The 20,765-nt window shown below is 41.2% G+C and carries 13 protein-coding genes and 1 pseudogene; 4 read left to right on the forward strand and 10 right to left on the reverse strand.

Translation table 11 applies throughout. From position 1 onward, the window contains the following. Nucleotides 1-86 precede the first annotated feature (86 nt). On the reverse strand, nucleotides 87-4,601 hold the full coding sequence (locus tag DPG01_RS03145; RefSeq protein WP_110974154.1) for a translocation/assembly module TamB domain-containing protein: 4,515 nt from the start codon (nucleotides 4,599-4,601) through the stop codon (nucleotides 87-89). A 24-nt stretch (nucleotides 4,602-4,625) separates the two neighbouring features. Next, entirely contained in the window at nucleotides 4,626-7,379 is a 2,754-nt protein-coding gene (locus tag DPG01_RS03150; RefSeq protein WP_110974155.1) for an autotransporter assembly complex protein TamA, read from the reverse strand. Between the two features lie 176 nt (nucleotides 7,380-7,555). Between DPG01_RS03150 and DPG01_RS03155 the strand changes: the two genes are divergently transcribed. Both DPG01_RS03155 and coq7 read left to right on the forward strand, forming a co-directional pair. Next, entirely contained in the window at nucleotides 7,556-8,875 is a 1,320-nt protein-coding gene (locus DPG01_RS03155) for an MFS transporter (RefSeq protein ID WP_086207709.1), read from the forward strand. A 4-nt stretch (nucleotides 8,876-8,879) separates the two neighbouring features. Then, the gene (gene coq7, locus DPG01_RS03160; protein ID WP_004696505.1) at nucleotides 8,880-9,515 is read left to right on the forward strand and encodes a 2-polyprenyl-3-methyl-6-methoxy-1,4-benzoquinone monooxygenase; all 636 of its coding nucleotides are present in this window, start codon (nucleotides 8,880-8,882) and stop codon (nucleotides 9,513-9,515) included. A 65-nt stretch (nucleotides 9,516-9,580) separates the two neighbouring features. On the opposite strand, the gene DPG01_RS03165 is transcribed toward coq7, so the two are convergent. The 8 genes from DPG01_RS03165 to DPG01_RS03200 form a co-directional block, all read right to left on the reverse strand. After that, nucleotides 9,581-10,138, reverse strand: a complete 558-nt coding sequence (locus DPG01_RS03165; protein ID WP_228156957.1) for a hypothetical protein — start codon at nucleotides 10,136-10,138, stop codon at nucleotides 9,581-9,583. A gap of 73 nt (nucleotides 10,139-10,211) precedes the next feature. After that, nucleotides 10,212-10,655, reverse strand: a complete 444-nt coding sequence (locus tag DPG01_RS03170; protein WP_110974156.1) for a 2-amino-4-hydroxy-6-hydroxymethyldihydropteridine diphosphokinase — start codon at nucleotides 10,653-10,655, stop codon at nucleotides 10,212-10,214. Continuing rightward, nucleotides 10,612-10,992 carry a dihydroneopterin aldolase gene (gene folB / locus DPG01_RS03175; protein ID WP_086207712.1) on the reverse strand — a complete coding sequence of 127 codons (381 nt, stop codon included), beginning with the start codon at nucleotides 10,990-10,992 and terminating at the stop codon, nucleotides 10,612-10,614. The genes DPG01_RS03170 and folB overlap by 44 nt, the downstream gene beginning before the upstream one ends. Before the next feature lie 145 nt (nucleotides 10,993-11,137). Further along, nucleotides 11,138-12,436, reverse strand: coding sequence for an ABC1 kinase family protein (locus tag DPG01_RS03180; protein WP_110974157.1), 1,299 nt, complete (start codon nucleotides 12,434-12,436; stop codon nucleotides 11,138-11,140). 57 nt (nucleotides 12,437-12,493) lie between these two features. Beyond that, nucleotides 12,494-13,264 carry a HesA/MoeB/ThiF family protein gene (locus tag DPG01_RS03185; RefSeq protein WP_110974158.1) on the reverse strand — a complete coding sequence of 257 codons (771 nt, stop codon included), beginning with the start codon at nucleotides 13,262-13,264 and terminating at the stop codon, nucleotides 12,494-12,496. Between the two features lie 563 nt (nucleotides 13,265-13,827). Beyond that, on the reverse strand, nucleotides 13,828-15,474 hold the full coding sequence (locus tag DPG01_RS03190; RefSeq protein WP_110974159.1) for an AMP-binding protein: 1,647 nt from the start codon (nucleotides 15,472-15,474) through the stop codon (nucleotides 13,828-13,830). Between the two features lie 259 nt (nucleotides 15,475-15,733). Beyond that, nucleotides 15,734-16,870, reverse strand: a complete 1,137-nt coding sequence (locus DPG01_RS03195; protein ID WP_110974160.1) for an acyl-CoA dehydrogenase family protein — start codon at nucleotides 16,868-16,870, stop codon at nucleotides 15,734-15,736. Between the two features lie 301 nt (nucleotides 16,871-17,171). Further along, nucleotides 17,172-17,942 (reverse strand): 3-hydroxyacyl-CoA dehydrogenase, encoded by a 771-nt coding sequence (locus DPG01_RS03200; RefSeq protein ID WP_110974161.1) that lies wholly within the window; start codon nucleotides 17,940-17,942, stop codon nucleotides 17,172-17,174. Between the two features lie 143 nt (nucleotides 17,943-18,085). On the opposite strand from DPG01_RS03200, the gene DPG01_RS03205 reads away from it, so the two are divergent. Beyond that, nucleotides 18,086-19,111, forward strand: coding sequence for an AraC family transcriptional regulator (locus DPG01_RS03205; RefSeq protein ID WP_110974168.1), 1,026 nt, complete (start codon nucleotides 18,086-18,088; stop codon nucleotides 19,109-19,111). Between the two features lie 330 nt (nucleotides 19,112-19,441). Further along, nucleotides 19,442-20,764 (forward strand): annotated as a pseudogene (locus DPG01_RS03210) (sphingomyelin phosphodiesterase). Nucleotide 20,765 lies beyond the last annotated feature (1 nt).

The raw sequence follows: 20,765 nt of genomic DNA on the forward strand, positions 1-20,765 counted from the left end.
ACAAAGACTATTTATTCTGAAAAATAATGCGCCATTTGACCGAAGATAAGCCCACATCAATGTAGGCTTATCTGGAAATAGATGCGTTAGAACTTCCAATTATAGAACAAGTCTATTGCACGCTCTACTGATTGACTCGCCTCTAAGTACATTCGCTTATTCATTTGATAGCGTAAAGTCAATTTATTCACAGGAGTAAACACCCCCACACCATAACGAATATACAAATCAGGAGTGATATAACCCGTCAGACTCACTTGAGTATCATCGCCAGTCCCTTGCGCATCTAAAGCCAAACCACTTAATCCAAAAGTACGCCCAAGCTGGTTGGTAAATGCGCGTGTTCCTCCCAGACCTAAACTAATTCCTGCAGCAGCAATAGTATTATTAACATCCGATTTAAAGCCTTCAGTTTGGCTTAAGCTACTAGAACCTTCATTAATTCGTCCAGTAAGTAATGCATTTAAAGCTTCTTGCTCAGACAAACCAGCATCATTATACACTTGAATATTCGGGGAAGTTGCCGTACCTGTTACGCGCACTCCAACCGTACTGCCCTGTACGGCTTTGTTTGCATCAATATCTAAAGTTGGGTTACTTAGAGCGCCATTGAAACGCGCAATTGCACGGTTTAAATCTAAACTTTGACCATAGGCTTCAATTTTAACCCGTTGACTAACCCCAATTGCGCCATTGGCACGCATAGCAGTTTCTGCACCACGCTGTGACAAATACAAACGTCCTAATAATGGAATGCGACTGTTAAAGCCTTGGAAAATGACCTGATTACCTAAGCCAACCATGACATCAGCACGGATGTCCCAAGGCTTCGTGCTGTTTAAGATTGCTAACTGATTTTGCCCCTCTTTGACTATACGAACATCAGAAGATACATTCACCACAGGTACAGATGCCTCTGGCATTGAAATTAAAGCGCGCGGAACTTGAATTTCACCATTTAAAGTGAGTTTCTTACTTAATGGTAAAACATCAAGCGTAATTTTAGGTGTTACCAATGCCGTAATTAAAGGCGCTTGACGAATAAGTAAATTCTCACCATTCAGCTGTAACTGAATACGCGGATCATTCTTCCAGTCCACAGTTCCTGTTAATTTGCCAACCCCACGCCCACTATTAAACGCACCGTTGATTGTTGCTTGGTCTTGACGAATTGCTGAATAAAGCTGGATATTGGTCAAGTTCACTGGTAGTGAAATCATGCTAATTGAACCATCTTTTAAACGGACATCCCCCGTCAGTAATGGAGCTTTCAACGTACCATTGATTTTACCTGCATAAGAAAGTGTCCCCCCCATAGAACGCACATCGGCTATGAATGGCTTAAAAACTTTGAGCTGTACTTGATCAAATGCAATTTCACCACGCATAGGCATGTTGTCACGGTATGGATCAATAACCACATTGGCATATCCCACGCCAATTTCAGGTGTTTTGACATCCAATCGGATTTGTAGACCTTCTGCCACACTTTTTGCAACCAAAGCCACTTGTTCATATTTTAGCGTTGAACCTAAGTCTTGTGGGTCATCTGCAGCTAAGCCAATCACCCCATCACGAGTGACTAAACGAGCATCAATTTTCGGTTTAGCTCCTTGTGCCCAAACCGCTTTTGCATGCCCATTTAACTTACCTGTAATCGCTAGACCTTCAGGCATAAACGCAGCAAAATCATTTAAGTCTAAGTTTTGTGTTAAAAATGAAACATTACCACGCGTTTTGCTCACTCGAATTGGCTGATCAAAACAAAGTTGGCTTTGCTGACTCATCCAACAATGCGCACCGATCAGCAAATCTGTATTAGAGCTACTATAAATGACTGAGGCATTTTGGCGCTGAACCAAACGCGCGCGCACAGAGTCAAAATCACCCTTTTGAATTTGCCCTAACCAATCATTTTGACTATTAAAGCCACCAGCAAGTTGCACATAAAATTTAGACTTTTCATTTTTCGCAGTAACTTTTAATAAATGTGCTTTACGTGTTCCTGCAAGTGAAATTTCACCTTGTTGAATTTCACGATTACCACTACGCAAACTTTCCATTTTTGCCGTCATAAGTGACGGTGTCGTTTCTGATGTCGGCAACTGTCCAATAATACGCAATTTACGCATATCAATTAGATCTTTAAAGCCAAAATTATCCACCGCTAAGTTTGCTGTTGCTCTTAATCGGGGTTGGGACTGAACATTTAAATATCCGTATGCGCGACCACGCAAGCCTGCATAAATTTCATACAGCGCAGGTGCATTAATATTCAGTCTTAAATTTTGCGCATTACCAGTCGCTTGAATTTGGTTTTTAGCATAAGCCAACAGCAAGTTATTCGCTTCAAACTGCTGAGGTAAAAAGCCTTTTTGATTAGAATTTAATACCAAAGCCAAGTTACCTGTACCACGTACAGGTTTGTTATTCAGCATACCCGCCAGATTTAAACTTTCGATGTTAATTCGTTTTAAAGCATCCGACCATGTACCTTTCGTCTTCACGACACCTGACAGTTCACCTTGGACACTCGATGCAAAATACTGTGGTTTGAAACGAATGAATGCTGCATTTACATCCCAAGTGATGCCATGAATAAAGTGCACCAAACCACTGGCATTAATTTGACCTGCAACTCCGTTATGCTTCAGTTCAGTTATTTTAATAAACTCAGGTGTTCCTGATAATCTTAGGTTTAATGTACCTTGACTGGCCTCAAGTTGACTGGCTTTTAAAGCTCCGTCATAGTTCACAGCATAACCTTTAAAGCCACCACCTGCTTTTTCATCATTAAATAATAATGCGGCGGTTGACTGACCAGTTAAGTGAACCGTTTCATTGTTGCTAACCATTTTTCCAGTCAGGTCAATACCTTGTAATTGAATAATCTGTTGATTTGGTTTGGCATACCCACTAGCCTGAAGTTTGCCATTCAATAGATTAATCGGTGCTGCTTCTGTAACAGTTTGCGGATTAAAGTCTTTTGCGTTTAAAACGGCTTTCCATTTTAATTGACGTTTATCACTTGGAAGCTCAACAAATGCATTACCCGTTAAACTTCCTTGGCCTGCAACATAGCTAAAACTTGGAACATTTAAGTTATTATTTTTAAGATTTAACTGTGCAAGGTAATGACCCGCAGGTAAGGTCGCTTTTTCATGTTTACTCACAACAGTCGCAACATGAATATCTTGCTGACCTTCAACTAAAGCCAGTTTTACATCACCTGAAGCACTACTTAACCAGCCAACATAAGGTACGGCGCGATCAATATTTTTCCAAGAGACATCCATCAACATTGGCTGGACTTTATTATTTTTCTCTGGATTTTGGTCTAGCGCAAGATGCCATGATTCATAACGATCAAAGTCAAGATTTGCAGTTAAATGCAGGCCTTTTTCAAGTGTCCCCTTCGAGGAAATTTTGGCATCTAAGCTGGGCGGTAAAAAATCAGAAAGAACTTGAGGCAATACATCATCTTTAGGATTTAGTTTATCCAAACGACCTTGTAAATTCCAAGTAATATGGTCTTTCCAACTCACCACACCACCGACATTAACAGAACCTTTCATCAACTGCGCATTTAGGTTATCAATGTCAAGTTGATGAACCAAATCGGTATGCATCAAAGCAGTGTATTGGCCTTTAGGAATGTCTTTACCACTCAAATCTGTGTTTAAGTCGATATCCAACCGCTGAATATCACCTGCAAATTTAGCAACACCTTTTTCAGCATACAATTTGTAATCGCTGAGCAGTGGCACATGGTAATGATTAAATTTGAGCTGTCCTTGCATCGGCACATGTTTACGTACGGGATGTATAATCGCCCAACCTGTTAGTAAGTCAGGCGTTCGGGTCGCAACACCCGCTTGAATGGTATCTAAGCTACCTTTGGCATGAACGGCAATATCATGTACGTTTAAACTGTTATTTAAGGAAGGGATGTTTGCAATTGCTGTCGCTTCAAGCGGATATTTTCCTGAAAATTTCATTTTTCCAGTTGCATTACGTACAGCCAAATAACCCATATTCATACTTGACTTTTCAAACTCAAGCTCTGTACCCGACCATAAGGCATCATTTAAATGCACATCATAAAAATCAACGTGCGCACCTGTCGCAGTTTTAATATTTAAATGATCAACATCAGCTGTATCTAAGCGCAGTACAAAAGGAAGTTTAATTTCATTAAACTTAAATGGTTCATCGCTTGGCTCACCTTTGGTGATAATTCTAAGGTTACGAACATCAGCTTTGCGTAAATGAATTTCTTTATCTAATATAGCACGCCACCCTAAACTGACATCGGCACGATCAATTTTGACATCAACAGGCTTTAATGTGACCACTACATTTTTAAGAATAATACCTTTCCATAGATTACCGCTTTCATATTCATAGTTAATAATCTTTTGGCGTTCTAATACTTGGTCGAGTAAAAACTTACTGCCTCTATCTGTAGAAAACATAACTGCAAGTGATATCACCAACAAGATGAGTGTCAACATCAGCGTCAAAATGACACTTCTAAAAATGCGCCGCTGTTGTTTTAACGGCGTAGGTGTTGGTTCTTGCTGCTGCTCTACTTCAGCCATAATCTTCCCAAAAAATGCTAAATTTTATAATAATGAACCGATAAAGAAATGTAGACGGATAGGATGACTGTCATCTGAAATCCCTGATGCTACATCAATACGAATTGGACCAATCGGTGATGCCCAACGAATGCCTAAACCAACACTGTACTCGGTGTCATTGCTAAAATCTTTATCATACGCATTACCAAAGTCACTAAAAATCGCTGCACGCCAGCCTTCCTTAAATTGATAGTTGTATTCCATTGAGCCCACAGCTAAGGCTTGACCACCTACTTTAAATCCGTCCACAGTTGGAGATAAACTCTTATAATCAAAACCACGAATACCTTGGTCGCCGCCCGTAAAGTAACGTAAGTTATATGGTACTTTACTAAAGTCTTGAGTAAAGATATAACCGAGATCTCCACGTCCTACGAATTGGTGATTATCATTTTCACCCAATGAATAAATAAAACGCCATCCTGCATTCGCAATTGCCATGTCTGCATCTGAGAGTAGGCTTTCACTGCCTAGTTCAAGCTTATAAGTTTGTTTAATGCCCTTACTTGGATTGACACGTTTATCGCTATCAATTCTGGAAATTTCATAACCAAATAGCAGTGACTCTTGCTCAGGGTCGTCATTTGCAATAAAGGCATCTGGAATATCGTCTTCATCTGCAACCCCTTTTTGGGTTAAACGATCTAAACGATAACGCACACCATAGGTATGTTGCCAATTTCCCATCGGATTTTTAATAACACGGTCTGCACCAATAACTGCTGATTCAGTTTGTAAACTTACGCCCTGTCCAACATCATCTTGTTCTTCACGCTCATATCCTCCCACAAGGCTCACATAGTCATTCAATGGATGCTTGTAGGGGATGTTATATCGACCATCAATAGACTGACGGATTTGTGAAAGTTCTAAGTTCGCATCAAAAGAGTGTCCACGATTGTTAACAATGGCACGACGATATTGCGCACGTAAACGAACACCTGTATCACTACCATAACCAGCACCTAATTCAGCGCTATTCAATTGATCAGCATTTAATGTGACTTTAACGGGGATGACCTTTGTTTCTCGCGCTTCAAGTTTTAGGCGTTCTTCTTCGCTTTGTTTTAATTCTTGTGCAGTTTTTAGTGTCGCTTGTGCTTGATTTTGTTCTACATCATTCACACCTGCAAACTGAGTTTCGCTTACGACAGACTGGGTCACTTCACGGTTTGACACAATCTGTTGTTTTTCCTGAGCCAAAACATCTTGACGTGAAAGTTGCTGTTCATCGACCAATTTCTGCAAATCAGGAGGTAATTCGCTTGGCATTTCAACTGGATCTGGTCGAACAGCATCGACCAAACTATAGTTAAAGTAGCGTGAGTTGGTCAAATTATTAGCCAAACCATTTACACGCCAAAAGGTATAATCCGCTCCGGGCTCCCATGTCACTAGACTTTGTAAAACATCCAGATCAATTGGTAGTGGCTTATCTGGATCACTCATTACAAACTCTACGTCACCCAGCTTATAACGACTACCTGTCTCAAAACGCAGGTTAATATCTGCTGTATTTTGTGGCTGTTCCACTTTCACATCGTGTAAGCGCCAATAACTATCAAAGAAACCGTTATTACTTGCAGCCTCATTGACTCGTCCTTTAGTTGACTCATATAAGCCATGATTTAATACATCGCCTACATCTTGTTCAGGCAAAACCCGTATCACTTGGAACTGCGGTAAATTTGCACCTGCACCACTAAATTCAATGTTTTGCTCTTCGATACGAACGGGTGTATTCGGTGTGACTTGAACACGGACACGACTACTACTGGTTTTTTCAAACTTAAACTCAGCATTATAAAAACCAACCGCTTGCGCCGCTTGATTGGACAGTGTACGGAGTTGCGGTAGTGCCGATGGAAAATCATCAAAAGATTCTTGGGTCAAACTCGAGAGCTTACCCTTAATATTGTCTTTTAAATTAACCAATGCTGCCTGATAAGCTTTATTCGATATCTCGCCCTCATATTTTGCATTGATAATTTCAACATCAGCACTGATCCGTGGAACTTTGGCGCTATCCATTTCTTTTGGTGGTCGAATCTTATAGAGCATGCGTTTAAAGAAGTTCGGTTCTTTGGCGATTTTCTCTTCGGTGCTCATGTCAAAATCTAAGGTATTTCCCGCTGTATTTGCCTCTACCGAAATTTGACTATCTGCTTGAATATTTCGCATCAAATCGTCGACATTAACAGGTGCTTGATTAATCTCAGCCATTTCCTGCTGTGTCGCATCTGCCACGACAAGCTCTTTCTTTTGACCACTGCGGTAGGCCTGTGCTTCTGCTTTGGCTTGCTCTGCTACCTGATAAATATCATTTGCCATATTCTGATCGACTTGAACATCAGGCAAATCCTCAAGGTCTTCAAATTGAATTGGTGCAAATTCAGCTAAGTTTTTTAAAGAGGTTTGTTGCTGTTGCAACATTTGCATACTGTCTGGAACAGTAGGTTCAACCGCCATATTTTTAACTTTCTGTAATTCCTCAGTACTGCTCATACCCTGAAGAATCGCTTCTTTTTTAATTTCCTCAGTCATTTGCGCATTCGTTTGCGTATCCACTTGCACACTGCTTGGCTCAATGGCAACGGGCGTTTCTGCAAAACTTGCTTGTGACAAAAGCGTTAAAAAGATACTCAGGCATAAATATTTATTGTTATGATGCCACGGTATGAAAGAATTCATACTCAATGAAAGAGTCGACTTTTTAAAATTTGTTTTGGCAAGCATAGAAAACTCTAAATTTATTTAATCTTTATGGATTTGCTCTAATGAAATGACCCAAAAGAACTGAAATCTATTGATTATTTTACCCAATTTCAGGTTTTAAATATCTTACATGATTTTATTGAACGATTGAGCAATTAGTCACATTTCTTAATAAAACTTAATGCAGTGCAAAAAGCATGAAAAACAATGAACATCTATTAAGTACCCGTCGCTTTCTTCCCATGTTTATTACCCAATTCTTTGGTGCATTAAACGACAATGTTTATAAACAAGCTTTGCTTTTAGTCATTACTTATGGATGGATTAATCAACAAGCAGCCAGTGTAAGTACACTCAATAATCTAGCTGCACTTTTATTTATCCTACCTTACTTTATTTTCTCCGCAACAGCAGGACAAATTGCTGACAAATTTGAACGCTCACAGTTGATTCGCGGCATTAAAATTTTAGAAATTGTGATTATGCTGATTGGCTCAGCAGGATTCTTATTGGGAAATCTATGGTTGCTGTTGTTGGCTTTATTTATGATGGGCACACACTCCACCTTCTTTGGCCCAATCAAATACGCCATTTTACCTGAGATTCTCAAGCCAAATGAACTCATGTCTGGCAACGCATTGTTCCAATCAGGTACATCTATTGCCATATTGGTGGGCATGATTTTAGGTGGTGCGGTCATTTCAGCGTCAAATGGCAATTTGTTTTGGATTAGCCTGACTGTGGTTACGATTGCTATTTTGGGTTATTTCTCTAGCCGCTATATTTTAAAACAAAAAGTCAGCGCACCCGATTTAAAGATCGACTGGAATTTCTTTAGAACGAGTTTTCAAACACTTCAATATGCCAAAAGCCTGCCCCTCATTTTTATGGTTTTACTGGGGAATTCATGGTATTGGTTTTATGGGGCGACCTACCTCACTCAAATTCCGCAGTTGACCTTGCAAAATCTACACGCTTCAGAAAATGTCGTAAGCCTACTCTTGACCTTTTTCTCTGTCGGCATTGGGGTCGGTTCGCTGTTATGCCGTAAGATTGGTGGTTCAGAAGTAAATATAAAAATGGTGCCTGTGGGTGCTATTGGACTGACTTTATTTGCCTTTTATTTGGCCTTGAGTCTCGCTTATGTCCCAGAACGTACAGGGGCAATGCTCAATGTTAGCGATATGTTCAACCACGGTATGGTTTACTATCATGTCATGCTCGCAGTGACTTTGCTTGGCATCAGTGGTGGTTTTTATATCGTACCCTTGTATGCCATGATGCAAGCGTATTCTCCGCGGTCACACCGTGCACGTGTTGTTGCCGCAAACAACATTTTAAATGCGGTGTTTATGGTGTCATCTGCTGTATTTTCGATTATCATTTTAAGTGTTTTAAAGATTGATATTAAAATACTTTTCAGCATTACCGCTATATTAAGTGCAGTTTTTACAGTATGGTTGTTATATCGACTTAAGCCTATGCTAAAAACTGTACAACCTGAGTTAGAGGACTAAAGTTATGCGTCATTACACTGGCATAGATAAATTTATCAATTCTTTTGATCAAGCCCTGCGCAGCTTAGTTCCTGGCACAACGTCTGCTCAACGCGAGAACCCAGGTAAGGCGGTAGAAACCCAACTGGCCGTCAGTGAAGCGCGTCATGTTGCTGGTTTAATGCGAGTCAACCATAGTGGCGAAGTCTGTGCTCAAGCGCTCTATCATGGTCAGGCCTTAACTGCAAAACTGCCAAATGTACGCCGTGAAATGGAACAAGCCGCGATTGAAGAACAAGACCATCTCGCATGGTGTGAAGACCGCTTAAAAGAACTGGATAGCCATACCAGTCTGCTCAATCCAATTTGGTATGGTTTGTCTTTTGGTATGGGCGCAATCGCAGGCATTGCAGGCGATAAATATAGCTTAGGTTTTGTTGCAGAAACGGAGCGCCAAGTCAGTCTGCATTTACAACACCACATCAGCCAACTCCCTGCTCAAGATGATCGTTCACGCAATATCCTTGTACAAATGAATGAAGATGAATTACATCACCGTGATACAGCACTAAATGCTGGCGGTGTCGATTTACCTATTCCTGTCAAAATCACCATGACGGCTATATCAAAACTCATGACCAAGACCAGTTATTTTATTTAAACAACAAGGGTTTAAATAAAAAAGCAGTGGAATCACCACTGCTTTTTTATTGACTTAGTGCTGAGTTATTCCACAACGATCGGCAACAATAAGGTATTGCTTACTTGTTTCAAATTCGCTGTATATTTAGTTGCCAATGAAGGGTTGGATGGATAACTTTTTCCGTTGAACTTGAGTATGACCTGTCCTAAACCACGTGTGTAAACCGACAAATCATGCCAACCTTGCGTCTGTGTACTTAAAGCATAAATTGGGGTAGATGATACGGTCATTTTGCTATGTGGTTGGAAGCGTCCATTAGCAAGTCCTTTAAAGACCAATAAAGTACATCCACCAGAACCACACCATTCTGAACCATCCAGCAGTACCACTGCATCAGCCAGACCATCCTGATTCAAATCAAAAGTATTAGTTTGATAATTTGACTGATCTTGCGTATAGGCATGCACCGCCTGCTCTAGCGCTTTATTTTCAACAGATTTCGATGCTGAGACTTCATTCCCAACTGTACTTGTCACTACTGAAGTCAGATCTGATTCCGCTTCAACCAAGTTTGATGGATTTGATTGACAACCCGCTACAAGCATTGCTAAAAAAAGCGCACTCAAAATTTGTATTTTCATGAAATAACTCGCTTTGAATTGTATTTTTATATACATCTTAAAGCAGTTATAAATGCAATCACACTTCAATATGTTAATTGGTTTCTAAACAACTGACCGTTGGAAATGTATGCTCTGCATGTTGAAAGGCAGCATCCTTCCACACATCAAACATTGGAATTTTAACATCTAAAGCCAAAGGCAGTTTCTTAGGATTAAATTGCATATGCTCTAGGTTGTCACCCCATGCAATCAAATCAACATCCAAGGCAATCTGATGCGATGGGCGGATACGCCCAGATGCAGCTTCCATATTTTTCAACAATACCGAAATATCGGTAACAGACAAAGACGATTTCAGCAAACAGGCTGCATTCCAATAATCTGCTCCGACACCATCACGACATGGAATTAAATAAATGTTCGAAAATTGCAGCTGCCCAATTTTAGATAACTCATCAGAGGCATATAAAAAATGTTGCTGAGGGTTATTATTACTCGCCAGAGCTAGGGCGAAAATCGTTTCGGTGGCGTTCAAGACGAATTCCTACAGAATTTGCTTGCGCGATAATGGCAGGCTTACGGATGGTAATATTAATTGATTCAATCGCATGAAAGGTAGAAAAAAGTGCGTTGATGACCAACTTTGCCGCATGTTCAATCAGTTCAGGCTTGGCTTCTTGAATAACCTTTGCCGCGATTTCACAAATTTCAGCATAATTTAAGGTATGGTCTAAGTCATCTGAGTTTGATGCTTGCTCCAAATCTGTTTGAATAATCATATCCAACATTAAAGGCTGAATAATCTGACGTTCCCAGTTAAAACAGCCAATCACTGTTTCAACTTTTAAACCTTCAATGATAATTGCGTCCACATTATTACCTTTAACCGATTTTGACTTTTAATTCCTGCATTACGAAACCATGTTTCTCACCCCTTTAACAGGAAAGCGTTTTTCAGTCCCTCTTTTCAAAAGAAGGACTGAAAGGGATTTTTTGGAGAATGTGCTTCAAAAGAATTTAGTTTTTTAACAACACATTTGGGTCGATAGTTTGCACCATTTGCAAACGCTGGTCAGCATAGATGTCGGTATACGGTGCAAGGATGCGCATGAAACGATCGAAATACAGCATCTGTTTAAATAACAAGGCAAAATCACGTGGGAAGCGAATGCCGTGACGCTCGCCCACTGCGACCATATCCATCATAATGTCATTCAAATCTGCTGGGTTTGAACTCAGCAATTCTTGCGGATCTGCCAACAGCACACCACTAAATAAACGCTCAAGATCTGCGGCCAACACTTGCGTATCAATCTGCACTGCGGTCATGCCCATTTTCAGCATGTTTTCCGCCATGAGTGCATAATCGGTTTTTTGTAAGGCATCCATAAAGGCGATACAAGCTGTCCAGACTTCAGGTTTCAACTGGCCCACAATTCCAAAGTCAATAAAACCGACACGACCATCATCAAGCAACATCAAGTTTCCAGCGTGTAAGTCAGCATGGAAGCTATTACACATCATCAGACTACCAAACCATGTATTCATGGCAGTAATCAGGACTTGGGATGGATCTTTGCAACGCTGTTTCACCACATTAAAATCGGTTAATGGTACACCATATAACCGTTGCATGGTCAGCACACGGCGAGTCGAATATTGGTGATAGACCTTCGGTGCCATGGCTTTATGGTTTTGTGTGATATTGAGATAGTTGACAAAGTCATCCAGATTACTGGCTTCTTCAATAAAATCGACTTCACGAACCATGCGGGTTTTGATTTCTTCCACAATGTCTGCAAGAGATGCAAATTTGACTTTAGGCACCGCTTTTTCCAAGACCTTAGTTGCCCAGTGCAGCACATTTAAGTCAGTATAGAGAATTGTTTCTACACCTGGCTTTTGTACTTTAATCACTACATCTTCGCCCGTCACCAGTTTTGCGGCATGGACTTGGGCAATAGATGCCGAAGCTAACGGTGTTTCATCAATTGATGCAAAAATCTCAGACAGATTTCGACCTTCAAACTCAGATGCCAAAACCCCTTGTACATAACTAAACGGTAAAGATGGGGTTTGGTCTAAACAGCCTTGGAATTCTTCAACGTATTCACGTGGAAAAAGTGAAGGTGTACTGGCAATAAACTGACCCAACTTGATATAGGTTGAACCCAAAGACTCAAAGGTTTCACGCATCAGTTTGGCATTACTTGGTTTTTCAGTTGCGTACTTAATACCTGCACGCGCTGCAATGACTGCTGTTTCCCCAACACGGGCAACAGAGCGCAGTCCATCTAAAAAGATATTGTTTTTCATAATATCGGTCAAAAATAAATTGTATTGAGTGTATCAAAGAATGAAAAAATTGCAGGCTTATCTTGCCTGACAAACTGGACAATCTGTATCTTTTTCGAAAGTAAGCAAACGTTGTTTCATACTTAAGCCATCCCAAAGCAACAGGCGTTGTTTGAGTGCGGAGACATTTAAACCCAAGTATAAAAGTGCATGATGCGCTTGAAGACTAGCCATCACGTTAGGGGTGGTAGCTAAAACGCCCGAATCTGCACAGCGTAGGCTTTCATTCGCATGTTCTTCTTTCGGGAACAGACATTCATAACAAGCAGACTCGCCTTCCACCATAAAGAGTTGCCCTTGAAAACCAATGGCCGATGCACTGATGAGTGGAATATTGGCCGCTTTACACTGCTGATTGACCAAATACCGCGTCGTAAAATTATCACAACCATCAAGAACTAGGTCCTGACCAACCATTAAGCGAGCTGCATTGGCTGTATCAAGCTTTACAGTATGCGCATGGACTTGGATATAGGGATTGATCTGCTTTAAACGCTGGGCCAAAACCTCTGCTTTATAGAAACCGACATTGTTTTCTACATAAGCAATCTGTCTTTGCAGATTGCTTACTTCGATCGTATCTGCATCAATCAGAGTGATTTGCCCTACGCCAGCACGTGCCAGTAACTCCGCAGTCAAACAACCAATGCCTCCACAGCCCACGATAAGGACGTTGGCCAACTTGAGTTTTTCTTGTGCCTCTATATCCCATCCGTCCAATAAGATCTGGCGACTATAGAGATGCATTTCAGCATTACTGAGTTCTAGACTTTCATCTAACTCGTCCATGATTCAGCCTTTTGCTAAAGAAAATATTGATGTCGAATTATAACTATGAAACTAAGATTGGCTATGCACAAATTCAATAAATGCGATGTGCTTTAAATGGCTCATCTTTTCATTTTTAAATTACGGATATTGAATCATAGTAGTTGCCTAGTTAAATTTACTTAGGCTGTTTATACATCTAGCTATATTTCAGGCGGTGTTCCCACAGGTCACATATCACTATAAATGGAGCAAAGAAAAGCCAGCCCATTTAGAACTGGCTGGCTTTAATTCTAATTAGAGTTCAACAAAAAATATGATACGCGAAAATGTCATCTGCAACCTGCATGGTCTAAGCAAGATAATGTTTCTTCGATATCTTTTAATAAATCCAAGAAAAGAACAGGTTTTGCAGGTGACAATGGTTTTGCCTACTTTTGCCGAAACAAAAGTAGGGCGAGCCGCAGGCTAATGACAAAATTGGATGAAAATTCGATAAGACTCCGCCAAGATAATTTTTTTCAATCGGTTAGATCAACAATTACTGCGAATTCGACTTACCACTAAGACCCTTTTATTTTAAATTAAATTGCAGCTTGTAAGGTTTGTATCTTTGCCACTTCTTGCTGTTTCAATAAATTACGTTGAATTTTGCCACTCGACGTTTTCGGCAAGCTTTCAACAAACTCAATCTCTTTCGGATACGCATGTTTAGATAAACGTGAACGCACATAAGCTTGGAGTTTGCTATCCAATTCTTTAGATGCTTGGTACTGCGGTTTCAGTACCACAAAAGCTTTCACCACTTCAGTGCGTTCTGGGTCAGGCTTACCAATCACAGCCGACTCTAAAACCTCTACACACTCAAGCAAAGTACTTTCGACATCAAAAGGCCCAACTCGATAGCCTGATGTTGTAATGACATCGTCAGCACGTCCAACAAAATCAATACCGCCAATTTCATTCAGTTTGACCGTATCACCAGTTAAATAATACTGTCCCACAAAGGACTTTCGATTATTGCCACCATAACCCTTAAACCATGTCAGTGGTGACTGGCTAAAGTCTATCGCCAACGTTCCAATCTCTCCGCGCTTCACTTCTTGGTGGTTCGCATCCAGTACAGCAAAGCGGTGTCCAGGATTGGCAAAGCCTGCCGACCCGACTTTTTTCTCATGCTCCAGTGCATGATGGTTGGCAATCACCATGCCCAACTCAGTTTGTCCATACTGGTCATAAATGTTGACGTTCAGATCATTATTGAACCAATGAATCACTTCTGGGGTTAAAGGCTCACCTGCACTACTCACGGCGCGTAAGTGAGTTTTAATGGAAGGATCAAACTTTTCTTTAAAACCGAAGAACATTCGAAAAGCTGTAGGTGAACCCGTTAAGTTACTGACACGATACTTTTTAATAACCTCAACTGCATGATCGACACTAAATGCACGCTCATCCATAATGATGCTATGCCCCAAGCTGAGCGGGCCTGTGATTCCATAGTACAACCCATAAGCCCAGCCCGGATCGGCTAAATTCCAGAATGAATCATCATCTCTTAAATCTACCGCATATTGCATATAGCCCTTAAAAGCCAAAACTGCTTTTAAAGGGACAGGCACTGATTTCGCCAAACCTGTGGTGCCCGAGGTAAACATCATCAGGAAATCATCATCAAAGCTACGTAAAACAGCTTCACATTGATCGGACTGTTGTTTGACCTCTTGCCAAAAATCAGCTTCATTGCTGGCTAAATTTATTCCCGCATTCACTGTAAGAATATATTTGACTTCAACATGATTTAACTTTGGACGTTGCTCCGCATTGGTCACAATCAATTTAGTATTCGCAGTTAAAACTCGATGTTCAATCGCCTTCGACTCAAAAGCGGTGAACAGAGGTTGATAAATTGCACCGATCCGCCATGTTGCTAAAATCGTAATCAATAGTTCTGGCGTACGCGGTAACAGCCCTGCGATACAGTCACCCACTTGAATCCCGATACTTTTAAAATAATTTGCCAACTGTGCTGAGGCCACATCGAGCTGTTCAAAACTCCATTGCTCAGACTCACCATTTTTTCCTTCCCAAATGAGTGCTGTTTTTTGCTGACCGACATAACGCTGACAGCACTCAATATAGGCATTCATTGCATTGGGTTGACCGACCAATTGTTCCCGAATCAATTGCTCATAGTTAAATTCTTGGTGGGCTTGTTCTAATGTCTTCATCACGACAACCTCGTATTATCCATTTTTTAAGGCCAAATCCACTTTGGCCGTCCATGTTCTTTATCGTTTTAAGCGTTGAACTGACCTCATTGTCAGTCCTATATTGTTTGAAAACCTAAAGCAGCTTAACTGCCCGACTTAGTGACCGTAATTAACCGCTGTACCTAGATAACCATGTTTTAAATGCACCTACAATTTCCAAATCCCTCAATGAAAATGCAAGCTTTGAACATCGACCAAGGTCTAAAACTGAGTCAACTTAAACCTTGGTGACTTCACGTGCAATGACCAGACGTTGAATATCAGATGCTCCTTCATAAATCTGGCTCACACGAACATCCCGATAAATTCGCTCAACTGGAAAATCTGAGACATAGCCATAACCACCATGAATTTGAATCGCATCAGAACAAACACGCTCCGCCATAGTTGAGGCAAACAGTTTGGCCATAGACGCTTCTTTTAAACACGGCAATCCTGCGTCCTTCAAAGCGGCTGCATGGAAAATTAACTGGCGTGCCGCTTCAATTTGTGTCGCCATATCGGCTAAACGAAAAGCAACGGCCTGATGTTGTACAATTTCAACACCAAAGGCTTTGCGGTCATTGGCATATTCAACTGCTGCATCCAAAGCTGCACGAGCCATACCCACTGATTGCGCGGCAATACCAATACGTCCCGACTCCAAATTTGAGAGGGCAATTTTATAGCCCTCACCTTCCGCACCTAGCAAATGATCTGCCGGAATGCGGCAGTTATCTAAAACAATAGTTGCCGTATCCGAACAGTGCTGCCCCATCTTTTCCTCTATACGAGAGACGATATAACCTTCGCTCTCGGTTGGGACTAAAAAGCAAGAAATTCCTTTCTTACCCGCAGCCTTGTCTGTGACTGCAAAAACTAAAGCGACTTGGGCATGCTTACCTGTGGTAATGAATTGCTTGGTTCCATTCAGCACCCATTCATCGCCCTCACGAACGGCCTTACATTCCAACGCTCCTGCATCTGAGCCTGCTTGTGGTTCAGTGAGACAAAAACATCCCAACCACTCACCTGTAGCAAGCTTGCTTAAATATTTCTGCTTTTGCGCATCAGTGCCATAACGCTGGGTAATGCCACACGGCAATGAGTTTTGCACACTGACAATAGTCGAAATAGCACCATCACCTGCTGCAATTTCCTCAAGTGCCACCACCAGTGAAATATAATCTAGGCCCGCACCACCCCACTCAGGTGAAACAGTCATACCCAAAGCACCTAACTCACCCAGCTCTTTGAGTTCTTGCGCAGGAAACTGTGCAGTTTTGTCACGTGCAGCTGCGGTTGGCTTCAGTTTTTCTTGCGAATAACTACGCAACATATCCTGAACCATTTTTTGTTCTTCATTTAAAAGCATTAGATGTCCCTTTCTCTGTCAGTGCCTTGATTTAATTTTTAAAGTTAAATTAAGCCCTGAATATCTATTTTTAGCGTCCATTCTTAGAATTTGATACGCGAAAAAGTCATTTGCAACTGTCCGAGGCAGGACTACATTTCTACGTCATGTTTTTGCGAGTTATTGATCAGAAGATGTAATTCAACGAGTTTTGCAAATGACAATGGTTTTGGTTACTTTTGCCAAAACAAAAGTAACTGAATAAGCTAATACAAAAGAATTTATTTAAGGTAAGACTCCGCAATGGGTATACCCTAAGAAATTATTTAGGCTGCATACGAATTGCGCCATCTAAACGAATCACTTCACCATTCAAATAACTATTTTCAAAAATATGCCCTACCAGCTGAGCAAACTCCTGCGGTTTTGCCAAACGCTTCGGAAATGGCACCATTTCACCTAGCGCATCTTGTACATTTTGCGGCATCGCCTTCAACATTGGCGTTTCCATAATGCCTGGAGCAATGGTCATCACTCGAATTTTTTCACGTGCTAGCTCGCGTGCCAGCGGCAAAGTCATTGAGACAACCGCGCCTTTCGATGCTGCATAAGCGGTCTGGCCAATTTGGCCGTCATAGGCTGCAACTGAAGCTGTATTCACAATCACGCCACGTTCTTCTTCACCAGCTTGAGGTTCATATTTCGCGATTAACTGCGCAGCAAAACGCAGCATATTAAAAGTACCTGAGACATTGATGTTTAATACTTTTTGGAATAAAGCCAGCTCATGAATACCCTCACGACCCAACACTTTGGCTGAAGGCGCTACACCCGCACAGTTCACCAAACCATTCAATTGTGCATATTCCGCCTCGACTTCTTGGAAGAAACTTTGCACGGCGTGCTCATCAGTAACATCAAGGCTTTTAAACTGAGCATTTTCACCCAACTCACGCTGTAGCTCTTCACCTAAAGCTTGGTTCATATCTACCAAAATGACTTTCGCACCTTGTTCAATCAAATGACGTGCTGTTGCCGCACCTAAACCCGATGCACCACCTGTAACGACAAAAACCTTCCCTTGAATCTTCATTTATTTTTCCTTGTATGATTGAATGCTACGACTTAAGAAGAAATGTAAACACAGAACCCTTTAAGTACAATTTCCAAATATTGCATCTTCCATGATGGTTTTGGACAATGCTCAAAATGCACAATAAAAATATGGAAGCCACTATGACTGCATCGGAACATGCAAACACCCAGAAAGATTCCATTTCAATTGCTTTGGTACACGAAGCATTGTTTGAAGCTGAAAAGCAGGGATATGCAGTTGCTGATATTTTGAAAAATGCAGGCATCAATAACGAACTGTTAAGTGCGACAAAGGCACGAGTCTCAGTCAATCAATATGCACAGCTCTGGACTGAACTGTCCAATGTCATGAATGATGAGTTTTTTGGGATGGATCGTCATGCTATGCGCCGTGGCAGTTTTCAGTTTTTGTCTAAATCACTATTACACACCACCCAGCTGGACCAAGCCATTCAACATATTTTGCAGTTTATGAATCTGGTGCTAGATGACTTTAGCAGTCAACTCATGGTGCAAGAGCATTATGCCTATATTGTGATTTATGAACGACAACAGCCCAAGCGCATGTTTAGTTACGCGACTTATATCATGCTGATTCATGCGCTTATGTGTTGGCTAGTGGGTCAACGGGTGATTTTGAATCAAATTCAACTCAAATGTGATGCACCTACAGATGACATCGACTACAAAGTTCGTTTTTGTGAAAATATCCAGTATCAAATGGCTGAAAACTATATTCAGTTCGATGCCAATTATTTAAAAATGCCAATAAAACAGGACAGTAAATCGTGGTATCAATTTATTCAGCAAACTCCACATATTTTACTGACCCGTTATAAAAATCCACATTCAACCAGTGCCCAAATTCGTCGCTACTTAATGCAAGAGCCGCCTATACAATGGCTTGAACTGTCTGAAATTGCCCATCATTTCAATATGTCTGAGGCGACTATTCAGCGGCGACTGAAAAGTGAAGGTTTCAGTTATCAGCAACTGAAAAATGATATACGCCGTGATATGGCGATTGAGCTGCTCAGTAACAGCCAAGTATCATTACAAGACATTAGCACTGAACTCAATTTTCATGATCCGAGTGCGTTCCACCGTGCTTTTAAAAAGTGGACTGGGGTCAGTCCCGGTGCTTATCGTCAAAATAAGGACGCTTAACTCAGGTCGATTGGTATAAGCAACTACGAGATGCTCTTGCTCTTTCTACATCACAAATCACTAGCCAATAAAATTCTCTCGTTCAAGTAAAATCTTAACATTCTATTGTTCTGACTTGGGTTTTGATTTGCCAAATGAAATGTCAACAGAGCTTATACATTAAATTGAATTTTTGATGCTCATTCATCGGAAAATCAAGGTGCTGTCGCACTTTGTCACTGACTTCAAAAAATTAACTGCCATAGTGATCTCGTCATATTGTTCTTGACACAATGTTGAATAAAAACATCATGGAGGGAAAACATGAGTAGCCAATTAAATAAAAACTTAATGAAAAATATCGGATGGTTATCATTATTAGTGTGCAGTCAGCCAGTGATAGCCGACTCATACGTTTATGTGACCAATACCACCCCTGAAACAGTCTCCGTCAATATTAATCATCACGGTACACGCACCTTAACGCAAGGGAGTCAATGGGCTCAAGAAGCCACTCAAATTGCCCCTTATGAAACCAAACGTGTACTGCGTTATAACCGTTATACTGGGCTAAAGTCAGGCCAAACCTATAATTTTGATACCGTGATTACAGGCGGTGGTTCAAGCGTCACCCTGAAACAATCTATGACTGGCACTTGGTCTGGAAGTAATATTAAACATTCTGCATCTGGCAGTGATTTCTCTGCACCATGGTTCAACGACCGTAACATTCAGCGTTTCAACACCAATTATGCAGGAAAAACGGCGCAGACTGCTTTTAAAGCTGAATACACTGGTGGTTATGACGACTTCCACTACACCATCCATCAAAATACCGTGCCAGAACCTGTTGCCAGCAGTGCCGATGAGTTTAAAGTTTTAACCTACAATATTTATGCCCTTCCTTTAGTGGCAAGTAAAATTGATTCACGTTTAGAGCAACTGCCGCAAAACCTAAAAGGCTACGACGCGATTTTATTCCAAGAGACCTTTGCTTCTGGTCGTACCGCCATGTTGGCCAAATTAGCTCAGGAATATCCGTACCAAACCTATATTCCAATCGGTTCAGGCTACAACATTTATGACAGCGGTATATTGATTGCCAGTCGTCATCCTATCGTAAAAACGGATCATTTTATTTACCCGAGCTGTACAGGGATTGACTGTTTTGCCGATAAAGGCGTGATTTATGCTGAAATTCTCAAGAATGGCAAAGCCTATCATGTGACCTCCACGCATACCGCATCGTTTGATACCGACGCGGCACGTGATATGCGCCAGCAACAATTTAAGCAAATCCGCGCTTTGGTCGATAAGCAAAATATCCCGTCATTTGATGCAGTTCTTATGGGCGGTGACTTTAATGTCAACTAGCTACTGTGGCCGCAAGATTATGCACAAATGCAAATTAACTTGAATGGTACGGTACCTGTCAGCACAGGATATACCGAATCGACCTTCGATCCACGGGTAAATAAACTCGCGGGTGCAGGACTCACGGGCGGCTCTACCGTAGAGTATTTAGACTATGTGGTGTCATCCAATAACCACCGTCAGCCTATGCAAGCACGTAATGATGTTCGCATTCTTCGCTCGGCTACCGATCCCTTATTTATGACTTGGGACTTATCGGACCATTTCCCAGTAATGGGTCAATTCCAATACAACCCATAAG

This window comes from Acinetobacter sp. WCHAc060042 (genome assembly GCF_003231195.1).
Taxonomy (GTDB): Bacteria; Pseudomonadota; Gammaproteobacteria; order Pseudomonadales; family Moraxellaceae; genus Acinetobacter.